Annotated in this window: 20 protein-coding genes and 1 pseudogene; 7 read left to right on the top strand and 14 right to left on the bottom strand. The window is 63.3% G+C overall.

Annotated elements, in window-relative coordinates; all coding sequences use genetic code 11:
• Positions 1-6 precede the first annotated feature (6 nt).
• Positions 7-945 carry a 2-hydroxyacid dehydrogenase gene (locus tag AB7813_RS25005; protein ID WP_441228649.1) on the top strand — a complete coding sequence of 313 codons (939 nt, stop codon included), beginning with the start codon at positions 7-9 and terminating at the stop codon, positions 943-945.
• 115 nt (positions 946-1060) lie between these two features.
• On the opposite strand, the gene AB7813_RS25010 is transcribed toward AB7813_RS25005, so the two are convergent.
• The 5 genes from AB7813_RS25010 to AB7813_RS25030 form a co-directional block, all read right to left on the bottom strand.
• A complete protein-coding gene (locus AB7813_RS25010; RefSeq protein WP_441228650.1) occupies positions 1061-1639 on the bottom strand; it encodes a sarcosine oxidase subunit gamma in 579 nt (192 codons plus the stop codon).
• Positions 1632-4598, bottom strand: a complete 2967-nt coding sequence (locus AB7813_RS25015) for a sarcosine oxidase subunit alpha family protein (protein WP_441228651.1) — start codon at positions 4596-4598, stop codon at positions 1632-1634. Before AB7813_RS25015 ends, AB7813_RS25010 begins: the two co-directional genes overlap by 8 nt.
• Positions 4595-4855 carry a sarcosine oxidase subunit delta gene (locus AB7813_RS25020; protein WP_441228652.1) on the bottom strand — a complete coding sequence of 87 codons (261 nt, stop codon included), beginning with the start codon at positions 4853-4855 and terminating at the stop codon, positions 4595-4597. Before AB7813_RS25020 ends, AB7813_RS25015 begins: the two co-directional genes overlap by 4 nt.
• 6 nt (positions 4856-4861) lie before the next feature.
• Positions 4862-6112, bottom strand: coding sequence for a sarcosine oxidase subunit beta family protein (locus tag AB7813_RS25025; RefSeq protein WP_439057207.1), 1251 nt, complete (start codon positions 6110-6112; stop codon positions 4862-4864).
• Positions 6113-6222: 110 nt separating this feature from the next.
• Entirely contained in the window at positions 6223-6348 is a 126-nt protein-coding gene (locus AB7813_RS25030; RefSeq protein WP_256461202.1) for a hypothetical protein, read from the bottom strand.
• A gap of 125 nt (positions 6349-6473) precedes the next feature.
• On the opposite strand from AB7813_RS25030, the gene AB7813_RS25035 reads away from it, so the two are divergent.
• The gene (locus tag AB7813_RS25035; RefSeq protein ID WP_441228653.1) at positions 6474-7292 is read left to right on the top strand and encodes an aldo/keto reductase; all 819 of its coding nucleotides are present in this window, start codon (positions 6474-6476) and stop codon (positions 7290-7292) included.
• A gap of 63 nt (positions 7293-7355) precedes the next feature.
• Here the strand turns inward: AB7813_RS25035 and nikR are convergent, their stop codons facing one another.
• Entirely contained in the window at positions 7356-7793 is a 438-nt protein-coding gene (nikR, locus tag AB7813_RS25040; protein WP_441228654.1) for a nickel-responsive transcriptional regulator NikR, read from the bottom strand.
• Between the two features lie 96 nt (positions 7794-7889).
• Here nikR and AB7813_RS25045 point away from each other — a divergent pair, with 96 nt between their 5' ends.
• Both AB7813_RS25045 and AB7813_RS25050 read left to right on the top strand, forming a co-directional pair.
• Positions 7890-10184 (top strand): TonB-dependent receptor, encoded by a 2295-nt coding sequence (locus AB7813_RS25045; RefSeq protein WP_441228655.1) that lies wholly within the window; start codon positions 7890-7892, stop codon positions 10182-10184.
• Between the two features lie 91 nt (positions 10185-10275).
• Positions 10276-11427 (top strand): lactonase family protein, encoded by a 1152-nt coding sequence (locus AB7813_RS25050; RefSeq protein WP_441228656.1) that lies wholly within the window; start codon positions 10276-10278, stop codon positions 11425-11427.
• 65 nt (positions 11428-11492) lie between these two features.
• Here AB7813_RS25050 and AB7813_RS25055 read toward each other — a convergent pair whose 3' ends face one another.
• The 6 genes from AB7813_RS25055 to AB7813_RS25080 all read right to left on the bottom strand — a co-directional run bounded on the left by AB7813_RS25055 (position 11493) and on the right by AB7813_RS25080 (position 18685).
• On the bottom strand, positions 11493-12428 hold the full coding sequence (locus AB7813_RS25055; protein ID WP_175368810.1) for an MBL fold metallo-hydrolase: 936 nt from the start codon (positions 12426-12428) through the stop codon (positions 11493-11495).
• Positions 12429-12640: 212 nt separating this feature from the next.
• Entirely contained in the window at positions 12641-13540 is a 900-nt protein-coding gene (locus tag AB7813_RS25060; protein ID WP_175368811.1) for an NAD(P)/FAD-dependent oxidoreductase, read from the bottom strand.
• Complete coding sequence (locus tag AB7813_RS25065; RefSeq protein ID WP_175368812.1) at positions 13537-14004, bottom strand: RrF2 family transcriptional regulator; 468 nt, start codon at positions 14002-14004, stop codon at positions 13537-13539. The genes AB7813_RS25060 and AB7813_RS25065 overlap by 4 nt, the downstream gene beginning before the upstream one ends.
• Before the next feature lie 250 nt (positions 14005-14254).
• On the bottom strand, positions 14255-15469 hold the full coding sequence (locus tag AB7813_RS25070) for an acyl-CoA dehydrogenase (protein WP_120288483.1): 1215 nt from the start codon (positions 15467-15469) through the stop codon (positions 14255-14257).
• A 124-nt stretch (positions 15470-15593) separates the two neighbouring features.
• Positions 15594-16685 carry a 3,4-dihydroxy-2-butanone-4-phosphate synthase gene (gene ribB, locus AB7813_RS25075; RefSeq protein ID WP_089263618.1) on the bottom strand — a complete coding sequence of 364 codons (1092 nt, stop codon included), beginning with the start codon at positions 16683-16685 and terminating at the stop codon, positions 15594-15596.
• 272 nt (positions 16686-16957) lie between these two features.
• Positions 16958-18685: a cation:proton antiporter gene (locus AB7813_RS25080; protein ID WP_441228657.1), complete on the bottom strand. Its 1728-nt coding sequence runs from the start codon at positions 18683-18685 to the stop codon at positions 16958-16960.
• Between the two features lie 154 nt (positions 18686-18839).
• On the opposite strand from AB7813_RS25080, the gene AB7813_RS25085 reads away from it, so the two are divergent.
• A complete protein-coding gene (locus tag AB7813_RS25085; protein WP_441228658.1) occupies positions 18840-20081 on the top strand; it encodes a PLP-dependent aminotransferase family protein in 1242 nt (413 codons plus the stop codon).
• Between the two features lie 24 nt (positions 20082-20105).
• Here the strand turns inward: AB7813_RS25085 and AB7813_RS25090 are convergent, their stop codons facing one another.
• Complete coding sequence (locus AB7813_RS25090; RefSeq protein ID WP_093759467.1) at positions 20106-20951, bottom strand: DUF1499 domain-containing protein; 846 nt, start codon at positions 20949-20951, stop codon at positions 20106-20108.
• A 201-nt stretch (positions 20952-21152) separates the two neighbouring features.
• On the opposite strand from AB7813_RS25090, the gene AB7813_RS25095 reads away from it, so the two are divergent.
• Entirely contained in the window at positions 21153-22763 is a 1611-nt protein-coding gene (locus AB7813_RS25095) for an acyl-CoA synthetase (protein ID WP_441228659.1), read from the top strand.
• Between the two features lie 61 nt (positions 22764-22824).
• Here the strand turns inward: AB7813_RS25095 and AB7813_RS25100 are convergent.
• Positions 22825-23345: pseudogene (locus AB7813_RS25100) on the bottom strand (SRPBCC family protein).
• 217 nt (positions 23346-23562) lie between these two features.
• Between AB7813_RS25100 and AB7813_RS25105 the strand changes: the two are divergent.
• Positions 23563-24180, top strand: coding sequence for a LysE family translocator (locus AB7813_RS25105; protein WP_441228660.1), 618 nt, complete (start codon positions 23563-23565; stop codon positions 24178-24180).
• Positions 24181-24236 lie beyond the last annotated feature (56 nt).

The raw sequence follows: 24236 nt of genomic DNA on the forward strand, positions 1-24236 counted from the left end.
TCTCCCGTGACTTGCGTTTTCCTGAGCAGGACCATCAACCTGCGCAAATACCTGACCAACGAAATCGCCCGGCTCGACGGCAAGGTGAGTTTTGTCGATCATCTCGACGGCACCGATCCCGCTAAAATTGACATGGCGGTGAGCTGGCATCCGCATGCGGATGCGTTCGATCACTATCCGAACCTCAAGGCGGCGTGTTCCATCGGCGCCGGCGCCGACAGCATCCTGAACTGTCCGAGCCTGCGCGACGGCATCGACGTGGTGCGCGTGGTCGAACCGGCACAGGCGCAGATGATGTCCGGCTTCGTGATCTGGAACGTGATCTATCACCAGCGCCAGTTCGGGACCTATCTGCAGAACCAGCGTGATCGCGTGTGGAAGCGCCTCGGCGGCGGACGCCGGCCGTCCGAGGTTGCGATCGGCATTCTCGGCTACGGCGCCATCGGTGCGCGTGTCGCGTCCGATCTGGCGATGCTCGGCTTTCCCGTCCGGGTGTGGAGCCGCTCGGCCAAGCCGACGACGCCGGGTGTGACCGGCTTCCACGGCAGCGACGGACTCGACGCGATGCTCGCGGGCTCCGAGGTGCTGGTGAACCTGCTACCGCTGACCGAGGAAACCCGCGGCATTCTCAATGCAAGCCTGTTCGCCAAGCTGCCGCGTGGTAGCTATCTCATCCAGGTCGGCCGCGGCGAGCATTCGGTTGAGCAGGATATCCTCGATGCGCTCGCCAGTGGGCAGCTCTCCGGCGCGACACTCGATGTCTTCCACACCGAACCGCTGCCCAAGGACCATCCGTTCTGGTCGCATCCGCAGATCGTGCTGACGCCGCATGACGCCTGCGAGGTCACCATGACCGCGATCGGCGATACGATTTTGGCGACGGCAGAGGCGGTGAAGCTGGGCGTGCAGCCGAAGGATTCGGTAAATCGCGGGAGAGGTTACTAACACTCCGTCATGGCCGGGCTTGTCCCGGCCATCCACGTCTTTGGACGAGTCAAGAAAGGCGTGGATGCCCGGCACAAGGCCGGGCATGACGACCGAGAGAATGGCGCTAGGCCCCTTACTCCGCCGCCAATCCCGTCATGCCCGCCGACGCTTCCAGCCAATGCAGGAAACTCCCAGCCATGCTGCGCGCAACCGCGATGTGAATCGTCGGCGCTTCATCCACCTTCCACAGCGTCACACCCATATGCGCGATTTGCGTGACGGCAACGCTGCCGGCTGGAAACGCCGCGGCGCTGAGATCGATGGCGACGCCCTTGGCCAGCACGTCGAGCAGGGCCGGACCCGACAGCCGGAGCAGGCCAATGCTGTCGGACTGATCGACCACCGAGGCGAGGCCATCGAGCTGCTGCGCGAGACTGTCCACGAAACGCGGTGTGCCCGCATCGTGAGTCACCAGCCAGCGGCCGGGACCGGTGCCGAGAAACGAGGTCGAGTCGTTGCCGGAGCCGTGCGGTCCCAGTGGCAGGTTGATATCGAACTGTTCCTTCACGGCAGCAGCGAGCGCGGCACTCTGGCCCTTGCGCGCCATGACGGTGGCAATGGCGATGCCGCGACGCTCGCGTGCGATGACCCCGCGGCCATCGCCGATGGATCGCAACTCAGCGAAGGCGGAGATGTGAGCGAGATCAAGCACGCAGCCGCGCTCCTTCTGCATCGATAAAGACGGGATCGACGACTTCGAGCTCATAGTCGCCTGACCGCACCGGATCCCAGGCGCGGATGATCTCACCATGCCGTTCTGGCCCGCGCGCGAGCAGGCCCAGCCCGATCCAGTGATTGCTACTTGGGCTAAACGCCGTTGAGGTGATGAAGCCGGCATTGTTATCCGATGCAGGCGTCACGCCGCGCGCGAACAGCAGCGCGCCGTTGCGCAGGCGATGGCTGCGATCGACCGGCCGCAGGCCGACCAGCGTCGGCCGGTTGGAATCGATCAGCGCCTCGCGCGCCGCCATGGTGCGGCCGATATAGTCCTTCTTCACCGACATCATGCGTCCGAGCCCGAGATCGCGCGCCACGGTCTGGCCGTTGAGTTCGGAGCCGGCGACATGGCCCTTTTCGATCCGCATCACGCTGAGCGCCTCGGTGCCATAGGGCGTGACGTCGAAGGGCTTGCCGGCTTGCATCAATGCGTTGAACAGCGCCTCGCCATAACCCGCGGGCGCGGCAATCTCATAAGCGAGTTCGCCGGAGAACGAGACGCGGAACAGTCGCAGCGGAATGTTGCCGACGTGGAATTCAGCACAGGCCATGTACGGAAAGGCCTCGTTCGAGACATCGAAGGTGTCGCCGAGCAGCGCCTGCAGCAGGTCGCGCGACTTCGGCCCGGCGAGGGCAACCTGCGCCCATTGTTCGGTGACCGAGACCATCTGCACGTCGAATTCGGGCCACAGCACCTGATGGCAGTATTCCAGATGCTGCATCACCTTGCCGGCATTCACGGTGGTGGTCGTCATTACATAATGATCGGCGGAGAGCCGCGCGGTGGTGCCGTCGTCCATCACGAAGCCGTCCTCGCGCAGCATCACGCCGTAGCGCACCTTGCCGATGGGCAGCGTCGAGAAGGTGTTGATATAGACGCGGTCGAGGAACGTGCCGACATCCGATCCGCACAGCGCGATCTTGCCGAGCGTCGAGACATCGCAGATGCCGACGCTGGAGCGCACCGCCTTCACCTCGCGGGTGACGCTCTGCAACCAGTCGCTCTCACCGGGCGCGTTGAACCATTGCGCGCGCATCCATTGGCCGGCTTCGACGAAGGTGGCGCCCGCCGCGGCGGAAGCGGCGTGGCTCGCCGTCAGCCGCGTCGGCTTGAAATGCTTGCCACTGTGCAGGCCCGCAAAGGCACCGATGGCGACCGGCACATGCGGCGGGCGTGCCCGCGTCGCGCCGGTCTCGGCGATGGTCTTTTTGATTTCGCCGGCCAGGATCGCGAGCCCATTGACATTGGATGTCTTGCCTTGATCGGTCGCCATGCCCAAAGTCGTGTAGCGCTTGAGCTGCTCGACCGAACGGAAGCCCTCCTGCGCAGCGAGAGCAACATCGGTCGCGGTGACATCGTTCTGCAGGTCAACGAACGCCTTGCGGCGCGATCCCTTAAACAGCCAGACCGGATTGTTGCCGGAAGCCTTGTCGCTGGCGGTGATGGGCTTCTGCGTCTGCAACCCGACGCCGACATGCGAAGCAGCTTTTGCGCCGGCCAGCGCGCCGTTCTCCAATGCCTGCGCCAGCGACCATTGCGCGGCTGCGGCGCCTGCGATCTGCATGCCCGGTGGCGTGTCGCTGCAGAGAAATGCCGATCGCTCCTCCGACCAACTGCCCTTGCCGCCGAGATGCGTGGCGATGCCGATGCTCGGCGACCAGCCGCCGGAGACGCCAAGCGTGTCCACAGTGACGCTACGTGTCTTGCCGGTACTGTCGGTGATCTCGATCGTCGTCAGCCTGCGATAGCCTGACGTGTCGGAGACATGCGCGCCGAGAAACTGCGGTGCATTGCCTGCGAGTTTGCGCACCTCAGGCGAAACCTCCGTCCGTGCATCGACCACAACAGCGATCTCGGCGCCGGCCGCTTGCAAGTCGAACGCACTGCGCCAGCCATCGTCCCATGTCGTGAAGATCGCAACGCGTTGGCCCGGCACCACGCCGAAGCGGTTGGCATAAGTGCGCAATGCCGAAGCCAGCAAGATGCCGGGCCTGTCATTGCCGGGAAATACAAGCGGTCGTTCCTGCGCGCCAGCGGCGAGCACGCATTGTTTCGCAACGATCTTCCACAGCCGCTGCCGCGGCATGAACGGCGGGGGCACCGGCAGGTGATCGCTGACGCGCTCGATGGCGCCATATTCGCCGTCATAGGCACCGAACACGGCGGTGCGCTTGAGGATGCGGACATTCGGCAGGGTGCCGAGTTCGGCCTCCGCCAGCGCCGCCCATGAGACCGCTGAGACGCCGTCGATCTGTGCGGTGTCGCTGAGCAGACGACCTCCCAGAACGAAGTCTTCTTCGGCGAGGATCACGCGCGCACCGGCGCGCCCGGCCGCAAGCGCAGCGGCGAGGCCTGCCGGGCCGGCGCCGATCACCAGCAGATCGCAGAAAGCGTGAGACTTCTCATAAGTGTCGGGATCGTCGAGACCGCTGAGCGCGCCCAGACCTGCCGAGGCACGGATGGCGGGCTCGTAGAATTTCTCCCAGAACGCCGCCGGCCACATGAAGGTCTTGTAGTAGAAGCCTGCATTGAGCAGCGGCCCGGCGAGCTGATGCACGGCGCGCAGGTCGAAGTTCGGCGACGGCCAGCAATTCTGGCTCGATGCGGCGAGGCCATCAAACAGCTCGACTGTGGTTGCCTTGGTGTTTGGTTCGGCGCGCGCGCCCGAGCGCAGCGTCACCAGCGCATTCGGTTCTTCCGGTCCGGCGGAGAAGATGCCGCGCGGCCGGTGATATTTGAACGAGCGGCCGACCAGCATGATGTCATTGGCGAGCAGCGCCGAAGCCAGCGTATCGCCGGCATAGCCGCCATAGGATTTGCCATCGAAACTGAAGCTGACCGGCTTGGACCGGTCGATCAGACCACCGGATGCGAGACGACGCGAGATGCTCATGACGCAGCCTCATCATGGGCCAGCACGGCGTCGATTACCTCATGCGTCGAGACGTTGCGCGTCACCTTCAGCCAGGCGTGGCAGCCGGCGGCGTGATACCAATATTCCCTGTGAACGCCGACTGGATTGTCGCGCAGATAGACATAGTCGAACATCGCGTCCGTGTTCTCGGGCGCGGGCCGCGTCAGCGTCGCGTCGCCGGAATAGGAAAATTCCGAAGCGTCGCGAGATCCGCAATAGGGGCAGGGGATGCGCATGGGGCCTCAGTGCAGGTTCGGTTGGGCGCCCTGGCCCTTTTCATCGACGACACGGCCTGAGCGAAACCGGTCCAGCAGCAGGCGATTGGCGGCAGCGTGCGGTTCGTCCTTCGCCAGCAGATGCGCGAAGACGAAGCCGGAGCCCGGCGTGGCTTTGAAGCCGCCATAGCACCAGCCGGCATTGAGGTAGAGCCCATTGATATGGGTGCGGTCGATGATCGGCGAACCGTCCATGGACATGTCGACGAGGCCGCCCCAGTTGCGCAGCATGCGTGCGCGGCCGATCGCCGGCATCAGGGCCATGCCGCCTTCGCAGACATCCTCGACCACAGGCAGATTGCCGCGCTGGGCATAGGAGTTGTAGCCGTCGATATCGCCGCCGAACACGAGTCCGCCCTTGTCGGACTGGCTGATATAAAAATGCCCGGCCCCGAAGGTGATGACCCCGGGAATGACAGGCTTCAATCCTTCGGAGACGAAGGCCTGCAGCACATGGCTCTCGATCGGCAGTCGCATCCCGGCCATCGCAGCGACGCGTGATGACGAGCCGGCGACGGCGAGGCCGATCTTCTTGGCCTTGATCGCGCCGCGCGAGGTCTGCACGCCCACCACGCGACCGTCGACGATGTCGATCCCCGTGACCTCGCAATTCTGGATCACGTCGACGCCGCGATCGCTGGCGCCGCGGGCATAGCCCCAGGCGACGGCATCATGGCGCACGGTGCCGCCGCGCTTCTGCAAGAGGCCGCCCTGGATCGGAAACCGCGCGGCGTCGAAATTCAGGAACGGATAGAGTTTGCGCACGCCCTCACGGTCCAGCAGCTCGGAATCGGCGCCGTTCAGCCGCATCATGTTGCCGCGCCGGGCATAGGCGTCGCGCTGGCCGTCGGAGTGATAGAGGTTCAATACGCCGCGCTGGCTGACCATGGCGTTGTAGTTGAAGTCCTGCTCGAGGCCTTCCCACAGTTTCAGCGACAGCTCATAGAGCGAGATGTTTTCCGAGAGCAGATAGTTGGACCGGATGATGGTGGTGTTGCGGCCGATATTGCCTGACCCGATCCAGCTCTTCTCGAGGACGGCGATGTTCGTGAGGCCGTATTCCTTGGCCAGATAATAGGCGGTCGCCAGCCCATGGCCGCCGCCGCCGACGATGATGATGTCGTATTCGGGCTTCGGCGCAGCATCGCGCCATTGCGGCGTCCAGCCTTTGTGGCCGGTGAGGGTTTGCCTGAGCAGCGACGTCAGCGAATAGCGCATGGAAAATCCGGGTGGCGATCAGGCCCGGAGTGTCGCGTATTTCGGGAAGCGATACCAGTCCATGGACGACATTCAGAAGCCCATCAGCGACATCGTGAGATGATGCCGTTTTAGCGCGCCAGCCAGAAGCCGCCCACCACCAGGATCATGGCCAGCAGGCTGATGACCCCGAGCACGGCCGCAGTGATGGCCAGCAGGCCGTGGGAGTCGAGCCATCCGCGTAATGCCTTTTCCATGGTGCTGAAACTCTCCCGGTGATTTGAGTTTATCGTTGCAGGCTGGCACCGTATCAAACACTTCAGGCGCCGTCGTCTCGGACGGTTTCGCCATATTGAAGAATTGACATGCTTGAGGAAGTGACATGGACAATCTGAACACGCAGGGCATTTCAGTGCCGAAACTCGGCCTCGGCACATTCAAGCTCATGGGCGACGGCTGCGTCGCCGGCGTGGAAAGCGCCATCGGCCTCGGTTATCGCCACATCGACACCGCCGAAATGTATGGCAACGAGGCCGAAGTCGGCGCCGGCATCAAGGCTTCGGGTATCGCGCGGAGGGATCTGCATGTCACCACCAAGGTCTGGCATGAGAATCTCGCGCCGGATGCCATCAGGCGCGCCTTCGACACCAGCCTGAAGAAGCTCGGACTCGATGTCATCGATCTCTATCTGGTGCACTGGCCCTCGAAGGGCATGAATCTCCCGACGATCTTCGAGACGCTGCTGAAGCTGAAGGACGAGGGCCGCGTCCGCGCCATCGGCGTGGCGAATTTTCCGGTCAAGCTGATGAAGCAGGCCGTGGAGGAGATCGGCGCCCCGGTTGCCTGCAACCAGGTCGAATATCACGCGGTGCTCGACCAGACGAAGCTGCTGACGTACCTGCGGTCGAAGTCGATCCCGCTGGTGGCCTATTGCCCGCTCGGTCAGGGCCGGCTTGCGGACAACGATGTGATGAAAAAGATCGCCGCCAAGCACGGCGTGTCAGCGGCGCAGGTCGCATTGAAATGGCTGCTCGATCAGGATGGCGTCGCGGCGATCCCCAAGGCGTCGCGCAAGGAAAGTCAGCAGGCCAACCTTGATGCGCTGAAGCTGACGCTGGACGACGACGACCGCAAGGCGATCGCAGCACTGCCGAAGACGCAGCGACTGGTGAATCCGGGTTTTGCGCCGGATTGGGATTGATCTGTCTTCCCCTCTCCCCCGCGAAGCTGCGCTTCGCGGGGGAGAGGGGAAGATGCGCACGGGCTACTTGTGCGAATGGGGCTTCTTCCCATCCACCTTCTTCCCCGTCGGCATCATTACCACGCGCCCATATTTCACGCCGCGCTCCGCAATGATGTGATCGGCAAAATGCTGTACCTCGCTGCCGGAGCCGCGCAGCGCGGTCACTTCCATGCAGTTGTCGCCGTCCAGATGCACATGCAGCGTCGCCAGCGAGAGGTCGTGGTGATGATGATAGGTGTCGACCAGCCGGCGTGAGAGATCGCGCTGGGCGTGATCATAGACATAGACCAGGGCGGCAACGCATTCGCCGGTCTTGCCCTTCTCTTGTGTCGCCTGCTGCATGCCGGCCCTGGCGAAATCGCGAATCGCTTCGGAGCGGTTCTGATAGCCGTGTTCGGCGATCATCGCATCCAGCTCTTCCATCAAGTCGTCGTCGAGCGTGATCGTAATGCGCTGCATCGGTCCTCTCAAGAAGTATGACGAATCTTTGACTTTGTCATACTTGGCATGTCAGTGTGTTCCGGTTGAACCCAGCATAGCCCGGCCGACTGACCGATGCATCGCTCTCTCTTTTCATCGGCCGGAATCGCCCTGGCTTCGCTCGCAGCCGTCACGCCGTCACCTGCGCAGCCGGCGACAGCGCTGTCCCCTGTCGAAGTCGAGGCCCCGCCGCGGCATACAGCCAAGCCACGCGTGCCGCGCAGCGGGACCGAGACGAGTCGTCCGGTCGCGCGCCGCGCCGCTACGCCGACGGCAGCGGCCGGCGGCGTAGGCGTCACGCCCGGGTCCAGCGCAGCGCCAGCACCGCCCGCCTCCGCAAGCGAAAAGACGATCAGCGGCGCCGAGCTCAATGCGCGGCCGCTGTCGCGCCCGGCCGAAGCGCTCGAAGTCGCGCCCGGCCTGATCGTCACCCAGCATTCGGGCGAGGGCAAAGCCAACCAGTATTTCCTCCGCGGCGTGAATCTCGATCACGGCACGGATCTCGCCATCTCCATCGACGGCATGCCGGTGAACATGCGCACCCATGGTCACGGCCAGGGCTATGCCGATACAAATTTTCTGATCCCCGAGCTGATCAATTCAGTCAACGTCCGCAAGGGACCGTATTTCGCCGACGAAGGCGACTTCTCCTCGGTCGGCGCCATCCATGTCAGCCTGATCGACAGCGTCGCGCGCACCATGGCGTCGATCACATCAGGAAGCTTCGGTTACAACCGGGCCTTCGGCGTGACGTCGGGCAAAGTCGGCGAAGGCACGCTACTGGTGGCCGCCGAGGCCAATATCTATAACGGCCCGTGGGACAATCCCGACAAGCTCCAGAAGCTCAACGGCGTGATCCGCTACAGCCAGGGGACGGCCGACAACGGTTTGTCGCTGACCGGCATGGCCTATGGCAACAAGTGGAATTCCACCGATCAGGTGCCGCTGCGCGCGATCACTTCCGGCGAGATCGGCCGCTATGGCGCGCTCGATCCCAGCGATGGCGGCAATTCGGAGCGTTTCTCGCTGTCCGGCCGTCTCCGGCAAACCGATCTCGACAGCGCAACCAAACTCGATTTCTACGTCGTCAAGAGCAAGCTCAATCTGTGGAACAACTTCACGTTCTTCCTGAGCGATCCGGTCAATGGCGATCAGTTTCACCAATATGACGACCGCGTGCTCGGCGGCATCAACGCCTCGCATACATTCAAGTACAATATCGCGGGCTTCCGCAACGAAACCGAAGTCGGCATCCAGAGCCGCTACGACGATATCAATGTCAGCCTCGGCAACACCATCAAGCGGCAATATCTCTCCACCACGCGCAGCGATGGCGTGAAGGAAGGCAGCGTCGGCGTGTTCGTGCAGAACACGACGTTCTGGACTGACTGGCTGCGCACCAATATCGGCTGGCGCGGCGACTATTACGACACCACGGTCAATTCGCTCTTCAATCCCGCTAATTCCGGCAGTGCCACGGCGACCATCGGCAGCCCCAAGGCAGGTCTCGTGCTCGGTCCTTTCGCCAGGACCGAACTGTTCCTGAATGCCGGCGAGGGCTTTCACAGCAATGACGCGCGCGGTGTGACTATCAAGGAATCGCCGTCGGATGGTTCGCCGGTCGACAGCTCGCCGTTCCTGGTGAAGACAAAGGGCGCCGAAGTCGGGCTGCGTACCAAACTCATTCCAGGGCTGACCAGTTCGATCGCGCTCTTCATGCTGGATTCCGCCTCCGAAATCCTGTTCGTCGGCGACGCCGGTGACACTGAAGCCAGTCGTCCCAGCCGCCGTGTCGGCTTCGAATGGACCAACGACTACAAACCGACGTCATGGCTGAGTCTTGAAGCCGACCTCGCAATGACCCGCGCGCGCTTTCGCGGCAGCAATGCCGATCAGGCGGCGGCCTATGCTGAGCTCGATGGTTATCCGGCCTCGCAGATTGGCAACGCGCCCGGCAATTTCATTCCCGGCGCTCCCAACATGATCGCCTCGGCTGGCATCCGGCTGGGCGACGCCACCGGCTGGTTTGGCGCCTTGCGCTATCGTTATTTCGGCCCGCGTCCGCTGACTGAAGACGCGGCCTTCATTTCGCCAGCCACGGGTCTGCTCAACGGGCAGGTTGGTTACCGCTTCGATAATGGCTGGCGGATCCAGCTCGACGCGTTCAACATGCTCGACAGCAAGTCCGACCAGATCACCTATGCCTATGGTTCGCTGCTGAAGACGGACTCGCTGTACGCTGCGTGCTTCCCGTCAGGCGGCGGCGCGCCGACGGCACCTGCCGCGGTGTGCCAGACCGGCATCATGGATCGCGTGCTGCATCCGGTCGAACCGCTGGCCTTGCGGGTGACGGTGGCCGGCCGGTTCTGATCACCCGTTCCGACTTTGCCGCAGCGCAGCTTGCCTATTCCAGAAGGCGGTAGCATCATCCCTCCCAATGAAAAGAGGCAGGGAGGTGTTGATGCTCGCACGGGTTCGTTCCGTTTCGCGCCGTTGGCCATTCACGCGTGCCAGCGCCGGTTTGAAGGCGCTGCTGGCGATCGTGTCGCTCCCGTTAGCAACAGGGTTCATCATGTCATCGGCCAGCGCCGCCACTTACGTCTATGTCGGCAATGCCGACAGCCAGAACATCAGCATCCTCGAACTGAAGGCGAATGGCAGTCTCGGCGCGATCGACACCGTCGCGGTGCCGGGGCCGGCAAAGCCCGGCGGTTCGCTGCCGCTGGCCATCAGTCCCGAGAAGCACCGGCTCTATGCCGGTTTGCGCAACGAGCCCTACACGGCGGTGACCTTCGATATCGATGCCAAAACTGGAAAACTGAAACTTGTCGGCCCCGGGCCACTGGCCGATTCCATGGCCTATATCGCCGTCGATCGCACCGGGCGCTTCCTGCTCAGCGCGTCCTATGGCGGCAACAAGGTGACGGTGAACGCCATCGGGCCCAATGGCGTGATCGCGCCGGCACAGCAGGTCGTCGCCACCGAACCGAACGCGCACTGCATTATCGTCGACCCCACCAATCGCTATGTGCTGCATACGAGCCTCGGCGGCGATGTCATCTATCAGCAGAAATTCGATGCCAAGGCGGGAAAGCTGACGCCGAACGATCCGCCGACCGTGAGCGTGAAGGCGAAAGGTGGCCCTCGCCATCTGGTGTTCTCGCCGGACAAGAAGTTCGTCTATCTGCTCAACGAGCTCGATGCGGCGATCTATGTGTTTCCATGGGACGCTGCCACCGGCACGCTGAAGAAGGAGACGCAGGTCGCCTCCGCGCTGCCCAAGGGCTTTGACGGCAAGCCCTGGGCGGCGGATATCCATCTGACACCCGACGGCAAGTTTCTCTATGCGTCGGAGCGCACCAGCAACACGATCGCTGCGTTCCGTGTCGATCCCAAAACCGGCGCGCTGACATCGCTTGGCTCCACCGCGACGGAGAAGCAGCCGCGCGGCTTCAATATCGATCCGTCAGGACGCTATCTGCTGGTGGTCGGGCAGCTATCGAACAGCATGACGATCTATGCCATCGACAAGGCGACGGGCAGCCTGACCAAGCTGAGCGAAACACCCGTGGGCAAGAATCCGAACTGGGTCGAGATCGTGAATCTGCCGTAAGGACTGTCTCACTTCGATCCGACGCACCGTCCTCTCGCTGCCTCTCCCCGCAATGCGGGGAGAGGTTAAGCAGCCATCCGATAACTCCCACTGATGACCGGGTCGCCGTCCGTCAGCACCAGGCCGCGGGCGACGAGATCTTCCAGATGCGCCAGCACCGAATAGCCGGCGGCACCCGTCAGGCGTGGATCTAGCCCGATATAGATCGCGCGCACGATGGTGGGGATATCCGCTTCGCCCTTGCCGAGACGATGCAGGATCGAGGCTTCGCGGGCGCGGCGGTGGCGAATGAGAAAGCGGACATAGCGCTGCGCGTCGGGAATGTCCGGGCCGTGGCCGGAGAAATACAGGTCCTCGTCGCGCGCCGCGAGTTTGTCGAGTGAGGCCATGTAGTCGATCATCGAGCCATCGGGCGGCGCGACGATGGAGGTCGACCAGCCCATCACATGATCGGCGACAAAGAGATATTTTTTCTCGCGCCAGGCAAAGGCCATGTGGTTGGCGGTGTGGCCCGGCGTCGCCACGCCTTCCAGCGCCCAGCCGTCGCCCTCGATCACGTCGCCGTCGGCGACCAGCACGTCCGGCTTGAAGTCCCGGTCGGCGCCTGACTCCGGCGAGTGTTTTTCGCTCTCGAAGCGCGGCCGCGAGGCGCGGTGCGGGCCTTCGGCGTAGACCGTGGCGCCGGTGGCGGCCTTGAGCGCCGCGGTATTCGGCGAATGGTCGCTATGGGTATGGGTGACGAGAATATGCGTCACCGTTTCGCCCTTCACCGCATCGAGCAGCGCCTGCAGATGCGCGTCATTGGCCGGGCCGGGATCGATGATCGCGACCTTGCCGGTGCCGACGATATAGCTGTTGGTTCCGGTGAAGGTGAAAGGCGAGGGGTTGTTGCAGAGAACCCGGCGCACGTTTGGGCGAACCTGATCGACGACGCCGGGCTTCAGCGGATAATCGCGATTGAACGGAACGTCGTCGTTGGCGCCGTTATCCTTGTCGCTCATGGTCGGTCCTTCCCAGCATGTTCTTCGCCTGTGATGACTAGCAAGGGGAGCGGGGAAAGCAAACGGCGCGGAGACGCGCCAGCCATGCATGCTTAAACACCGTCATGGCCGGGCTTGTCCCGGCCATCCGCGTCCTGCCGTATGCGCCGCCGAGGCGTGGATGCCCGGGACAAGCCCGGGCATGACGAACTCTGGAAGCACAGATCTGGAAGCTACCCGTGTCCCGGCCCGAACATCAGCGATCGGTGCGCACCGACCCCGGCCATCGCGCCATCGCCCACCGCAAGCGCCACGGAGCCCGTCGCGCGCGCCATATCACCACAGGCGAACACGCCGGAGATGGTGGTTTCCTTGAACATGTCGGTCTGCAGGAACGGTCCCATCGGCCCGTCTTCCATGGCACAGCCGAGCTGTGCGCCGAGTGGCGACGCTGGACTGGTGCGCGTCAGCGTGAACATGCCATCGAGCGGAATGACGCGGCCATCCGTGAGTTCGACCTCGATGGATGCGCCTGACAATTGCCTGATCGGTTCACGCTCGATGGTGACGCCGCGCTGCATCAGTTGCATGAGCTGGTCTGCGTCCGGCGTGAACGCGCCGTTGAGGAACAGCGTCGTCGATCCCCAGTCCGGCAGCATCAAGGCGTGATGCATCGACATCTCCGATGACGCCAGCACGCCGATACGGCCCTGGTCGAGTTCGTAGCCGTGGCAATACGGGCAGTGAAACACGTGCTTGCCCCAGCGCTCGGCGAGGCCGGGGACATCCGGCAGTGCATCGACGACGCCGGCGGCGAGAATGATACGCCTGGCTTGATAGCGCGCGCCGCTCTCGGCGTTGATCGTGAAATTGTCAGCTTTGCCTTCACCCGTCGAGGCTTTCGCATCGACCCATTCGACAGTGGGATATTTCATCAATTGCGCGCGGGCGTCTGCTGCGATTGCGCCGGGCGCGCGGCCATCTTGGCCGAGAAAGCCATGCGAATGTTCAGCGAAGCGATTACGGCGCTGGCCGGAATCCATGACCAGAATCTTGCGGCGCGCACGCGCCAATTGCAGCGCTGCGGAGAGGCCGGCATAGCTGCCGCCGATGACAATGGCATCGAAACTCATTTTGTCTTCCTTGAAATCTTGCTCTGAATTTTGCTGCGATGATCCTCCGCCCGCGCGTGAAAATCCGCGGCGAGCTGCGCCAGCGTGACATCCGCAAGGCGGCCGATCAGCACGGCTTCCGCTTCCGCGAAGGCCGATGTGAGCGAGCGATTGACGGCCTGCTCGACGAGGCAGGTCGGGCTTTCCAGATGAATACCCATGGCCATCAGGCTGGGCTTGCCCAGCGCGTCATAGATGTCCTTCAGCGTCACGGTTGCGAGGTCGCGCGCGATCTCCCAGCCGCCGCCATGGCCCTTTTCGGAACGCACGAGGCCCGCTTCGCGCAGTCCCGCCATGGTGCGGCGGACAACCACTGCATTGGTGGTCATGCACATGGCCAGTTCGGCGGAGGTCATCGGGCGGTTCTGCTCGGCCATGTGCAGCAGCGCATGCAGCGTGGCCGAGAGGCGGTTGTCTCGTCTCATGTAACTTATGATGATACATGATAGAGCGGGCGTCAACCCTCTGTCATTCCGGGGCGGGGCCGACGCCGCAGGTGGCGGGACCGAGCCCGGAATCTCGACATGGCAGTCTCCGTAGCCAAACACTCCGGGATTCCGGGTTCACGTCCGGCAAGTGCCGGCCGCGCCCCGGAATGACGGAAGTATGGCCAAATAAAAAATGCCCGGCACAAGGCCGGGCATTTCGAAACTTTGAAACCTGAAGCGTAGACGCTTAACCGAACGCCTGGATACCCGTGATCGCACGTCCCAGGATCAGCGCGTGGACGTCATGCGTGCCCTCATAGGTGTTCACGGTCTCCAGGTTCTGCGCATGGCGCATCACATGGTATTCGGCCTGGATGCCGTTGCCGCCGTGCATGTCGCGGGCCATGCGGGCGATATCCAGTGACTTGCCGCAATTGTTGCGCTTCACCACCGAGATCATGTCCGGATGGAAATTGCCTTCGTCCATCAGGCGACCGACGCGCAAGCTGCCCTGCAGACCGAGCGAAATTTCGGTCAGCATGTCGGCAAGCTTCTTCTGCACCAGCTGGGTGGCCGCGAGCGGGCGGTTGAACTGCTTGCGGTCCAGCGTGTACTGGCGGGCGCGGGCCATGCAGTCCTCGGCGGCGCCGAGCACACCCCAGGAGATGCCGTAGCGGGCGCGGTTGAGGCAGCCGAACGGACCCTTGAGGCCCGACACGTTGGGCAAGAGGTTCTCTTCCGGGACGATGACGCCGTCCATGACGATTTCGCCGGTGATCGAAGCGCGCAGCGAAAGCTTGCCGCCAATCTTCGGTGCCGTGAGGCCCTTCATGCCTTTCTCGAGGATGAAGCCGCGGATCTGGTTGTCATGTGCGGCGGACTTCGCCCAGACCACGAACACGTCGGCGATCGGGGCGTTCGAGATCCACATCTTGGAGCCCGAGAGCTTGTAGCCGTCCGACACCTTCTCGGCGCGGGTCTTCATGCCGCCGGGATCGGAGCCGGCATCGGGCTCGGTCAGGCCGAAGCAGCCGACCCACTCGCCGGTGGCGAGCTTGGGCAGGTATTTCTTGCGCTGATTCTCGTCGCCGTAAGCGTAGATCGGATACATCACCAGCGACGACTGCACCGAGTTCATCGAGCGGTAGCCGGAGTCGACGCGCTCGATTTCGCGGGCCACGAGGCCGTAGGCGACATAGCTGGCATTGGCGCAGCCATAGTCTTCCGGCAGCGTGATGCCGATCAGGCCGAGCTCGCCCATCTCGTTGAAGATTTCGCGGTCGGTATGCTCATTGAGATAAGCGTCGTTGACGCGCGGCAGCAGCTTGTCCTGGGCGTAAGCGCGCGCGGTGTCGCGGATCATGCGCTCGTCTTCGGTGAGCTGGCTATCGAGCAGGAACGCATCGTCCCACTGGAAACTTGCAGCGGCCGGCTTGTCCTTTGCCTTGGGGGCAACGCTCATCGAAATCCCTTTCACATCATGGCTGAGTAATGCGCATTGGCTGCGCGTGTTCTGGTCGCAAGCGCTGTTTCGCTCAACAGGGGGCCGTCTCAGGCGGCACCCGCGCATTGCGTGCTACGGCATTTTAGGTCTTTGAACTATCGCCATCAAGCTGTTCGTTGCAGGCGATCTCGATGCCGAAACCCGACAGGCCCTTGTAGTCGTGGGTCGACGAGGTCAGATGGCGGATCGAGGTGACGCCGAGATCGCGCAGGATCTGTGCACCGACGCCGATTTCACGCCACTGCCGGTTGCGGTCGGCTTCCGCCGACTTCGGCGCATCGAGCGGCTCGACAGGAACGCCCGCGGCGCCGTCGCGCAGATAGACCAGCACGCCGCTGCCGTTCTTCTTGAAGCGTTCCAGCACGGGCTGCATCTTGGCCGGGCCGAAGAACACGTCGCGCACGATGTTGGGCTTGTGGAAGCGCGTCAGCACGTTCTTGCCGTCGCCGACGCTGCCGTAAACGAAGGCAACATGGTGGATCGGATCGAACGGTGAGCGATAGGAATAGCCGTGCAGCGGGCCGATCGGACTGTCGGTGGTGAAGGTCGAGACGCGCTCGATCAGCTTCTCGCGGGCCTGACGATAGGCGATCATGTCAGCGATCGTGACATGCTTGAGCTTGTGCTTGGCCGCGAAGTCGACGACCTGCTGGCCCTTCATCACCGAGCCATCGTCGTTCATCAATTCGCTGATGACGCCGACGGGCGCGAGATTGGCCAGCTTGCAGAGATCGACGGCGGCTTCGGTATGGCCGGAGCGCATCAGCACGCCACCCTCGCGCGCGATCAGCGGGAAGATATGACCGGGACGGGCGAAGTCATTGGCGCCGGCATTCGGATTGGCCAGTGCGCGGCAGCAGGAGGCGCGCTCATCGGCTGAAATACCGGTACCGCCATCGGGCTTGTAGTCGATGGAGACGGTAAAGGCGGTGGTGTGGTTGCTATCGTTGTTGACGACCATCGGATCGAGCCGCAACCGGCGCGCATCCTCGGTGGTGATCGGCGCGCAGACGATGCCGGAGGTGTGCCGAATGATGAAGGCCATCTTTTCGGCGGTACAGAACGACGCGGCGACGATGAGGTCGCCTTCGCCCTCGCGGTCGTCATCGTCGGTCACCACGACCATTTCGCCGGCGGCAAAGGCTTGCAGAACGTCTGAAATCGGGTCGGCCATAAAATTCGCCTCGGATGCACTCTTGCTCTGTGTGAAGTCCATATGGCGCAGAGCGGGGGGCGGTGCAACCCGCGGAAATGGGGGGCGGTATGCGGGTTCGCAGAGCGGAATGGGGAGTTTGCCTTCTCCCCGCTTGCGGGGAGACGGTGGCCCGAGCTTGCGAAGCATGATCGGTCGGATGAGGGGGACGTTCCACGAACTGATGAGTGGATGGAAAGTCCCCCTCACCCGCCGCGAAGACGCGGCGACCTCTCCCCGCAAGCGGGGAGAGGTCAAGGCAGCACTTCTCGCCGCTCCGCCAGCTGCGCGTCCATTTCGGCGCGTTTGGCGTCCAGCAGGCCCTGATCGGCGGCTTCGATCACCTCATACAGCGCATGGGCGTCGCTGAGCCGGGGCACGGTGACGTAGTCGGCGCCGGCCGCGTAAATATCGCTCACGTCGCCGAGCACGTCCGCCGTGGAGATGATCTTGGCGTTCGGGTTGATCGAGCGGACATGGCGGACCAGCTTCTCGTTGTTCGCGCCCTTCAGCAGCGAGTCCGGCACGCTGAGGATGATGATCTCGGCCTTGCCGACGCCGGCATGCACCAGCGTGTCGACATTGCTGATGTCGCCATAGATCACGTGCTGGCCGCGCCCGACCAAAGTGCGGAAGACGTTCGGATTGAAGTCGACGACGCTGATCTGGTCGAGCAGCGACGCGTTCTGGCGCTCGATCTCGGCGAGCAGGGCGGACGCGGTGCGGAAGAAGCCGAGAATGACGATGCGGCGGGCGTCGCCATGGCCCTCGGCATGATCGCCCTCGCGGCCCTGGCCGTGATCGAGGTCGCGCAGCCCGATGCGCTTCATCGGGCCGATCAAGAGGCGCGTGATCTGGTCGCTGCGCATCATCGCGAAGGTGGAGAGCACCGCGAGGATCACGAAGGCGAAGGACGCTGCGCTGGAGGTCTGCGTGGTGATATGGCCGGCAGCGATGCCCGTTTGGAGCACCACCAGCGAGAATTCGCTGATCTGCGCCAGATTGAGCGCCGGCAGCAGGCTGGCGCGCAGCCCCTGCTTCATCAGATACAGCGGCGTGAAGGTCGTGAGCATACGGCTGATCACGGTGAACACGGCAATGATCAGGGCGAGGCCGATAGTCGCGCCATTCGGGATCGGGATCGTCATGCCGACGGCGACGAAGAACAGCGTGATGAAGAAGTCCCGCAGCGTCGTCACCTTGGCAGTGACGTCGAGCGCGTAGGGGAAGGTTGATAGCGATACGCCAGCGACCAGCGAGCCCATCTCGCGCGACAGATGCAGCCGCTCGGCGATTTCGCCGATCAGGAAGCACCAGGCCAGCGCGCCCAGCAACACCAGCTCCGGCCGCCGCGCGATCTGATGGAACAGCGCCGGCAGCACATAACGGCTCAGGATCAGCGCGGTGGCGACCAGCACGCCGACGCGGGCGATGGACAAAGCGATGACGCTGACCTGCAGATCGGCGAGGCTCGGCTGCACCGCCAGAAACAGGATCGCGAAGATATCCTGCAGCACCAGGATGCCGAGCGTGATGCGACCGGGCAGGGTGTCGAGCTCGCGCTTCTCGTAGAGCACCTTGACGATGACCACCGTGGAGGAGAGCGCACAGGCGACGCTGAGATACAGCGCGTCGAACCCGCCGCCGCCGAGCTTGAGCCCGAGCGCCATGAAGAAGGCGGCGCCGAGCACGCAGCCTGCGATCAACTGGCCGCCCGCGGCGAACAGGATGACCTTGCCGGCGCGGATGATCTTCTTCAGGTCGATCTCGAGACCGATCATGAACAGCATGAAAATCAGGCCGAGTTCGGAGATCGTGCTGATGGATTCGTCCGACTTGACCCAGCCGATGCCGAATGGCCCAATGATGAAGCCGGCAATCAGATAAGCAAGAATCAACGGCTGACGGGTGAAATGCGCAATAAGCCCGATGCCCCACGCAAACAGGATACACAGCGTGATATCGCGGATTAAGTCGTGCATGCCCCTGCCGGAAAAGCCTTACATTTCGGCGGCACTCTAATGGTGCGCCGCGTGAGGGCAAAGGGGTAATATCCGGCATTCGGCGCGCGATACACGCGGAGGGCGGTCCAACGAGGCAGCCTTCGTCATAAAAAGCTTCAGGGAGACGACGTTCATGACCACTGCACGGTTCGACTACGCGCCATTGCTGCCTCCGGGCCTGCCCGCGGCTGCGGCAAAATGGACCGGTCTCGCCAAATACAGCTTCGTCGGCGGGAACAACGATATGGACCAGGTGCCGGTGGAGGGCCTGACTGCTGCCGCCAATGCCGTCATGCTGCGCGAGGGACGCACGCTGGCAACCTACGGTCTGGCGAGCGGTCCGCAGGGCTATCTGCCGCTGCGGGATTTCATTGCTACCAAGCTGAAGCGCGATGCGAGCATCGATTGCAGCGCCGATGACATCCTGGTTGTCTCCGGCTCGCTGCAGGCGCTCGACCTCGTCAATCACAGCCTGCTCGCCAGGGGCGACACCGTCATCATCGAGCGCGACTGCTATCAAGGCTCCATCAACCGGCTCCCCCGTCTCGGCGTCAATATCATCGGCATCCCCTTGGATGACGACGGCATGCGGATGGACGCGCTGGCCTCAGCATTGGAAGATCTGAAGGCGAAGGGCATCCGGCCGAAATATATCTATACGATCCCGACCGTGCAGAACCCGACTGCCACCATCATGCCGGAAAGCCGTCGCCGCGAATTGCTGGCGCTGTCGGCCAGATTCGGCGTCCCGATTTTCGAGGACGATTGCTATGCCGACCTGATCTGGAACGGCGAGCGTCCGCCGGCGATTCACGCGATGGATAAGACCGGCAGCGTGATCCATATCGGCTCGTTCTCCAAGTCGATCGCGCCCGCGCTCCGCGTCGGCTACATCGTCGCGCCCTGGGAAATCATGTCACGCATGCTGGCGCTGAAGACCGATGCCGGCTCCGGCGCGCTGGAGCAGATGGTCCTCGCCGAATATTGCGTGCCGCATTTCGCCACCCATGTGCCGAAGGCGACACGCGGGTTGCGCGCCAAGCTGGAGACGCTGATGGATGCGCTCAACGAGCAGTTCGGCACGGCGGCGGAATTCGACGAGCCCAAAGGCGGCATCTTCCTGTGGGTGAAACTGCCCGCCAATGTCGATGCGATGAAGCTCTATCAGGCCGCGCTCAAGGCCGGCGTGTCGATCAATCCCGGCCCGGAATGGTCTGTCGACAAGGCCTATGCGCACAGCCACATTCGCATCTGCTTTGCCAGCCCCACGCATGACGAAATCCGCGAAGGGATCGCGGTCCTCGCTGATGTCTGCCGGCAGGAGTTCGGCGTGCCGGAGCGCATCGCGAATGTGGAGAAACGTGCGCGGGGGTGAATTCTCGTTGAGGAGGGCGGCGGCCTATTTCTTCACGCCCTTGACCGCAGCCTTCGCCGGCGTCGCCGCCTTCTTTGGCGCCGGCGCGCTGTCGACGGCGGTGTTGATGTCGTCGATCAGCTTGGTGATGCGCGCCGCGTTGCTGCCGAGATCGCCTTCGAAATAGCGTGACGACGAGCGGATATCGACGCGTGAGCCTTCGCCGTCGGGTGTGAAGCGGATCGAGACGTCCTCGCGAAAACCCATGATAGGGGTGCGCGCCACCGCCTCGATGCGGCCGATGCGGCGCGGCGGCTGCGGCGGACGCTCGTCGATGACGATCCACTTGCGCTTTTCGACCAAAGCGCGCGTCACATCATAAGCGCGTTGCACGGGCACCTCCAGCTCCACCGGCTCGATATCCGGATAGGCCGTGCGCTGCTGCTCCGCGGAGTAGAGGCCGGAATAGACCGCTGAATTGGTGCCGTCGCCGGTCCGCAGCCGCGCCAGCGCCTCGAAGCGCGGCGGGTCGACGGGGTCGGTGGTGATGTCGTGGATCTTCGGCAGCTTGCGATACTGGTACGCAAGGTAGCCGGGATACGCCAGGATCACGACGTCGAGCATCAGCGCCACCATGATCACGCTCATGCCGCGCGAGCCGTTCTGCCAGATCGCGGCAAAGCCGGCGAGGGCCACCAGGATCGACAGGCCGGCAAAGCCCAACGCCCCGAAGAAGGTCATCAGCGCCGGTTTCACTTCGAGGAACCCGAAGCGAACGATGATGATCGAGGTGATGGCGGCAATGGCGGCGAAAACCGCGAGGCGCCGCGCCCACAGCGCCAGGCTGGATACTGGCTCCGACTGGTAAGCGGCCGAAAACCTGCGTGCCATGGGGAATTTCTGCCGGATTGAGCTTGCGAAGGCGCTGATAGCGCCGGATTCCGAATAGGGTGCTTGAGACCATGCCGGGCCGGGAATTTCAAGGCACTTTGGCGGACGGGACTCCTCGTTTAAGAATGGGGCCGCGGCCGTTCAGACTTCTCCCCTGGAATAACGAGAAGAAGCAAGCAACGCCGCAGGGAGCCGCCTGCCATGCTGGTCGAAACCACGGATTATGAGACGCTCGCCCGCAATTTCCGCTGGGATGTGCCGGAGCGATTCAACATCGCGACGGTGGCCTGCGACCGTCATGCCGACGGTAGCGGGCGGCTGGCGCTGATCTATGTAGACGAGGACCGCGGCACGCATCGTTTCTCCTTCGACGAGATGCAGGCTTTCTCGCGCAGCTTCGCCAATGTGCTGAAGGCGGACGGCCTGCAGCGCGGCGACCGCATTGCGGTGTTTTTGTCCCAATCGGTGGAATTGCCGGTGGCGCATCTCGCGGCGTTCCGGTCCGGGCTGGTGTCGGTGCCGCTGTTCACGCTGTTCGGCGAGGACGCGCTGGAATTCCGCCTTGCCAATTCCGGGGCCAAGGCCATCGTCACCGACGCGGGGGGCTGGGACAAGCTGTCGAAAATCCGCGAGCGGCTGCCTCATTTACAAGATATCTACGTCACGGACAGTGCACCGCATGCCGGCGCCAAACCGTTCTGGTCGGCGATCGAGGCGGCGTCCGAAGACTTCACCACGGTCGATACGTCCTGCGACGATCCCGCGATCATCATCTACACCTCGGGCACGACGGGAAATCCCAAGGGCGCGCTGCATGCGCATCGCGTGCTGCTCGGCCATCTGCCCAATGTGGAGATGGTGCATGGTTTCTTCCCCAAGCCCGGCGACGTCTACTGGACGCCGGCCGACTGGGCCTGGATCGGCGGGCTGTTCGATGCGCTGTTTCCGGCCTGGTATCACGGCGTGTCGATCGTCGGCTATCGCGCCAGGAAATTCGAGCCAGAGGCAGCGATGCAGCTGATGGCCGATCACAAGATACGCAATGTGTTCCTGCCGCCGACGGCGCTGAAGCTGATGCGGCAGGCAAACGTGAAACATGATGGCGTGAAGCTGCGTAGCATGCTCACCGGCGGCGAGTCGCTCGGTTCTGAATTGCTCGACTGGGTGCGCAATACGTTCGGTATCGATGCCCATGAAATCTACGGCCAGACCGAATGCAATCTCGTGGTCGGCAACAATGCCGATCTGTTTCCGATCCGCCCGGGCTCCATGGGCAAGCCGACGCCGGGTTTCGATGTGCGTATCGTCAATGAGCAGGGCGAAGAACTGCCGCGCGGCGAGCGGGGCATTGTCGGTATCAGACAGCCTAATCCCTGCACCATGCTCGGCTATTGGCAGAACCCCGAAGGTACCGCCAAGAAATTCGCCGGCGAATTCCTGCTCACCGGCGATCTCGGCATTCAGGATGATGACGGTTACTTCTGGTACGTGTCACGCGAAGACGACGTGATCACATCCGCAGGTTATCGTATCGGTCCGTCGGAGATCGAGCATACGCTGCTGAAGCATCCCGCGGTGGCGCTGTCGGCGGTGGTCGGCATTCCCGATCCGATCCGCACCGAGGCTGTGAAGGCCTGGATCGTGCTGCGCCCGGGCTTTGAACCGAGTGATGAGCTGGCGCGCGAGCTGCAGGACTTTGTGAAATCGCAACTCGCGGCGCACGAGTATCCGCGTCACGTGCAGTTCGCGGAGTCGCTGCCGATGACGGCAACGGGCAAGGTGCTAAGGCGGGAATTGCGGGCGCTGGGGTAGGGCGCTCTTTCTTACTCTCCCCGCATTGCGGGGAGAGGGAGCGCACGGCCGGCGCTTCGCCTCACATCCCCGGCACCTTGATCCCCATCTCCTTCAGCGCTGCCAGTAGCTTCAGCGGCGGCTCCATCTGGATTGCGGGGACCTTGCCCGTTTCCAGCAGGCTCTTCAGGCCCGACAGGTCGCCGGCCAGCCTGCGCGTCCGCCGGAGAGAATGTCGTCGCTCAACACGCGATCATGCGCCTGCGTCATCGTCAGCTTCACCGTCTCGCCCGATGGCGCGAGATCATAGGTGACGAGTGTCGAGCCCAGCGCTTCGACAAGTCCGGGCCAGTTCACGTCCCATGTGACGGTCAGCTTGTGCGGCGGGGCGTGTTCGATCACCTCGCCCGAAACATGCAATGATCCATCCGGCGCGAGCACCTTGAACGCGCCGCCGACGTTTCCCTCAAGCTGCACCGCGAAGCCGGAGAAATACTGCCGGCTGAACTCCGCCGAGGTCAGTGCCTGCCACACTTTTTCGGGCGTGGCGGCGATATAGATCGTGTAGACGATCGCGGGCCGGAACCTGTTGATATCGATCATGGCCGTTGCTCCATGCGTGCAGTGACAGGCAACCAGATGGCGCCCTGCCGGGCAAGTGTGTTTTGCTGCGAGCAACACGAGTGCTAGTGTTAAGACAACACACCGTCGTCATGCCCGGCCTTGTGCCGGGCATCCACGCCTTAGCCTGCAGTGAAGGCGTGGATGGCCGGGACAAGCCCGGCCATGACGTAGATAAAATCGGAATAGGAGCGTGCTGATGTCGCTGCAAGTCTATCTCGCCTTTGTCGCTGCCTGCATCGCGCTGGCGCTGCTACCCGGGCCGAATGTCACGCTGGTGATCGCCAACGGGCTGCGCTACGGCACGCGCGCGGCGATGATCAGCATCGCCGGCACGCAAGCGGGGCTTGCCGTGGTGATCGGCATCGTCGCGCTGGGGCTTGCGACGCTGATGGCCACCATGGGCTACTGGTTCGACTGGGTGCGCTTTGCCGGTGCCGCCTATCTGGTGTGGCTCGGCATCAAGATGGTCCGCGCGCCGGTCGAGGGCATCGACGCCGATACGCCGCCGGCGCCGCCGCGCGGCGGCTTCTTCCTGCAGGGCATGATGGTGCTGCTGAGCAATCCGAAAGTGCTGGTGTTCTTCGGCGCCTTCATTCCGCAATTCGTCGACATGGAGAAGAACCATATCGTTCAGGTCGGCATCCTTGGTGCGACCTTCATGGTGACGGCCGCGCTCACCGATATCGTGTATGCGGTGGCCGCGGGCCGCGCGCGACAATTCTTCTCGGCGCGGCGGACGCGGTTGCTGTCGCGGATCTCCGGCGGCTTCATGATCGGCGGCGGGGTCTGGCTGGCGCTGACCCGGGCACGGTGAATCTTTTGTCGCGCTGAACCTTTCGCCGCATCGTCACGTCAAACCTCGGGGCGCGC

This window comes from Tardiphaga sp. 20_F10_N6_6, from assembly GCF_052076045.1.
Taxonomy (GTDB): domain Bacteria; phylum Pseudomonadota; class Alphaproteobacteria; order Rhizobiales; family Xanthobacteraceae; genus Tardiphaga; species Tardiphaga robiniae.

Coding starts and splice junctions, on each gene's coding strand:
- AB7813_RS25095 (WP_441228659.1), top strand. CDS start 21,153: ATGCTGGTCGAAACCACGGATTATGAGACGCTCGCCCGCAATTTCCGC.
- AB7813_RS25080 (WP_441228657.1), bottom strand. CDS start 18,685: ATGCACGACTTAATCCGCGATATCACGCTGTGTATCCTGTTTGCGTGG.
- AB7813_RS25050 (WP_441228656.1), top strand. CDS start 10,276: ATGCTCGCACGGGTTCGTTCCGTTTCGCGCCGTTGGCCATTCACGCGT.
- ribB (WP_089263618.1), bottom strand. CDS start 16,685: ATGGCCGACCCGATTTCAGACGTTCTGCAAGCCTTTGCCGCCGGCGAA.
- AB7813_RS25030 (WP_256461202.1), bottom strand. CDS start 6,348: ATGGAAAAGGCATTACGCGGATGGCTCGACTCCCACGGCCTGCTGGCC.
- AB7813_RS25105 (WP_441228660.1), top strand. CDS start 23,563: ATGTCGCTGCAAGTCTATCTCGCCTTTGTCGCTGCCTGCATCGCGCTG.
- AB7813_RS25020 (WP_441228652.1), bottom strand. CDS start 4,855: ATGCGCATCCCCTGCCCCTATTGCGGATCTCGCGACGCTTCGGAATTT.
- AB7813_RS25085 (WP_441228658.1), top strand. CDS start 18,840: ATGACCACTGCACGGTTCGACTACGCGCCATTGCTGCCTCCGGGCCTG.
- AB7813_RS25045 (WP_441228655.1), top strand. CDS start 7,890: ATGCATCGCTCTCTCTTTTCATCGGCCGGAATCGCCCTGGCTTCGCTC.
- AB7813_RS25055 (WP_175368810.1), bottom strand. CDS start 12,428: ATGAGCGACAAGGATAACGGCGCCAACGACGACGTTCCGTTCAATCGC.
- AB7813_RS25090 (WP_093759467.1), bottom strand. CDS start 20,951: ATGGCACGCAGGTTTTCGGCCGCTTACCAGTCGGAGCCAGTATCCAGC.
- AB7813_RS25070 (WP_120288483.1), bottom strand. CDS start 15,469: ATGAGCGTTGCCCCCAAGGCAAAGGACAAGCCGGCCGCTGCAAGTTTC.
- AB7813_RS25015 (WP_441228651.1), bottom strand. CDS start 4,598: ATGAGCATCTCGCGTCGTCTCGCATCCGGTGGTCTGATCGACCGGTCC.
- AB7813_RS25060 (WP_175368811.1), bottom strand. CDS start 13,540: ATGAGTTTCGATGCCATTGTCATCGGCGGCAGCTATGCCGGCCTCTCC.
- nikR (WP_441228654.1), bottom strand. CDS start 7,793: ATGCAGCGCATTACGATCACGCTCGACGACGACTTGATGGAAGAGCTG.
- AB7813_RS25025 (WP_439057207.1), bottom strand. CDS start 6,112: ATGCGCTATTCGCTGACGTCGCTGCTCAGGCAAACCCTCACCGGCCAC.
- AB7813_RS25035 (WP_441228653.1), top strand. CDS start 6,474: ATGGACAATCTGAACACGCAGGGCATTTCAGTGCCGAAACTCGGCCTC.
- AB7813_RS25065 (WP_175368812.1), bottom strand. CDS start 14,004: ATGAGACGAGACAACCGCCTCTCGGCCACGCTGCATGCGCTGCTGCAC.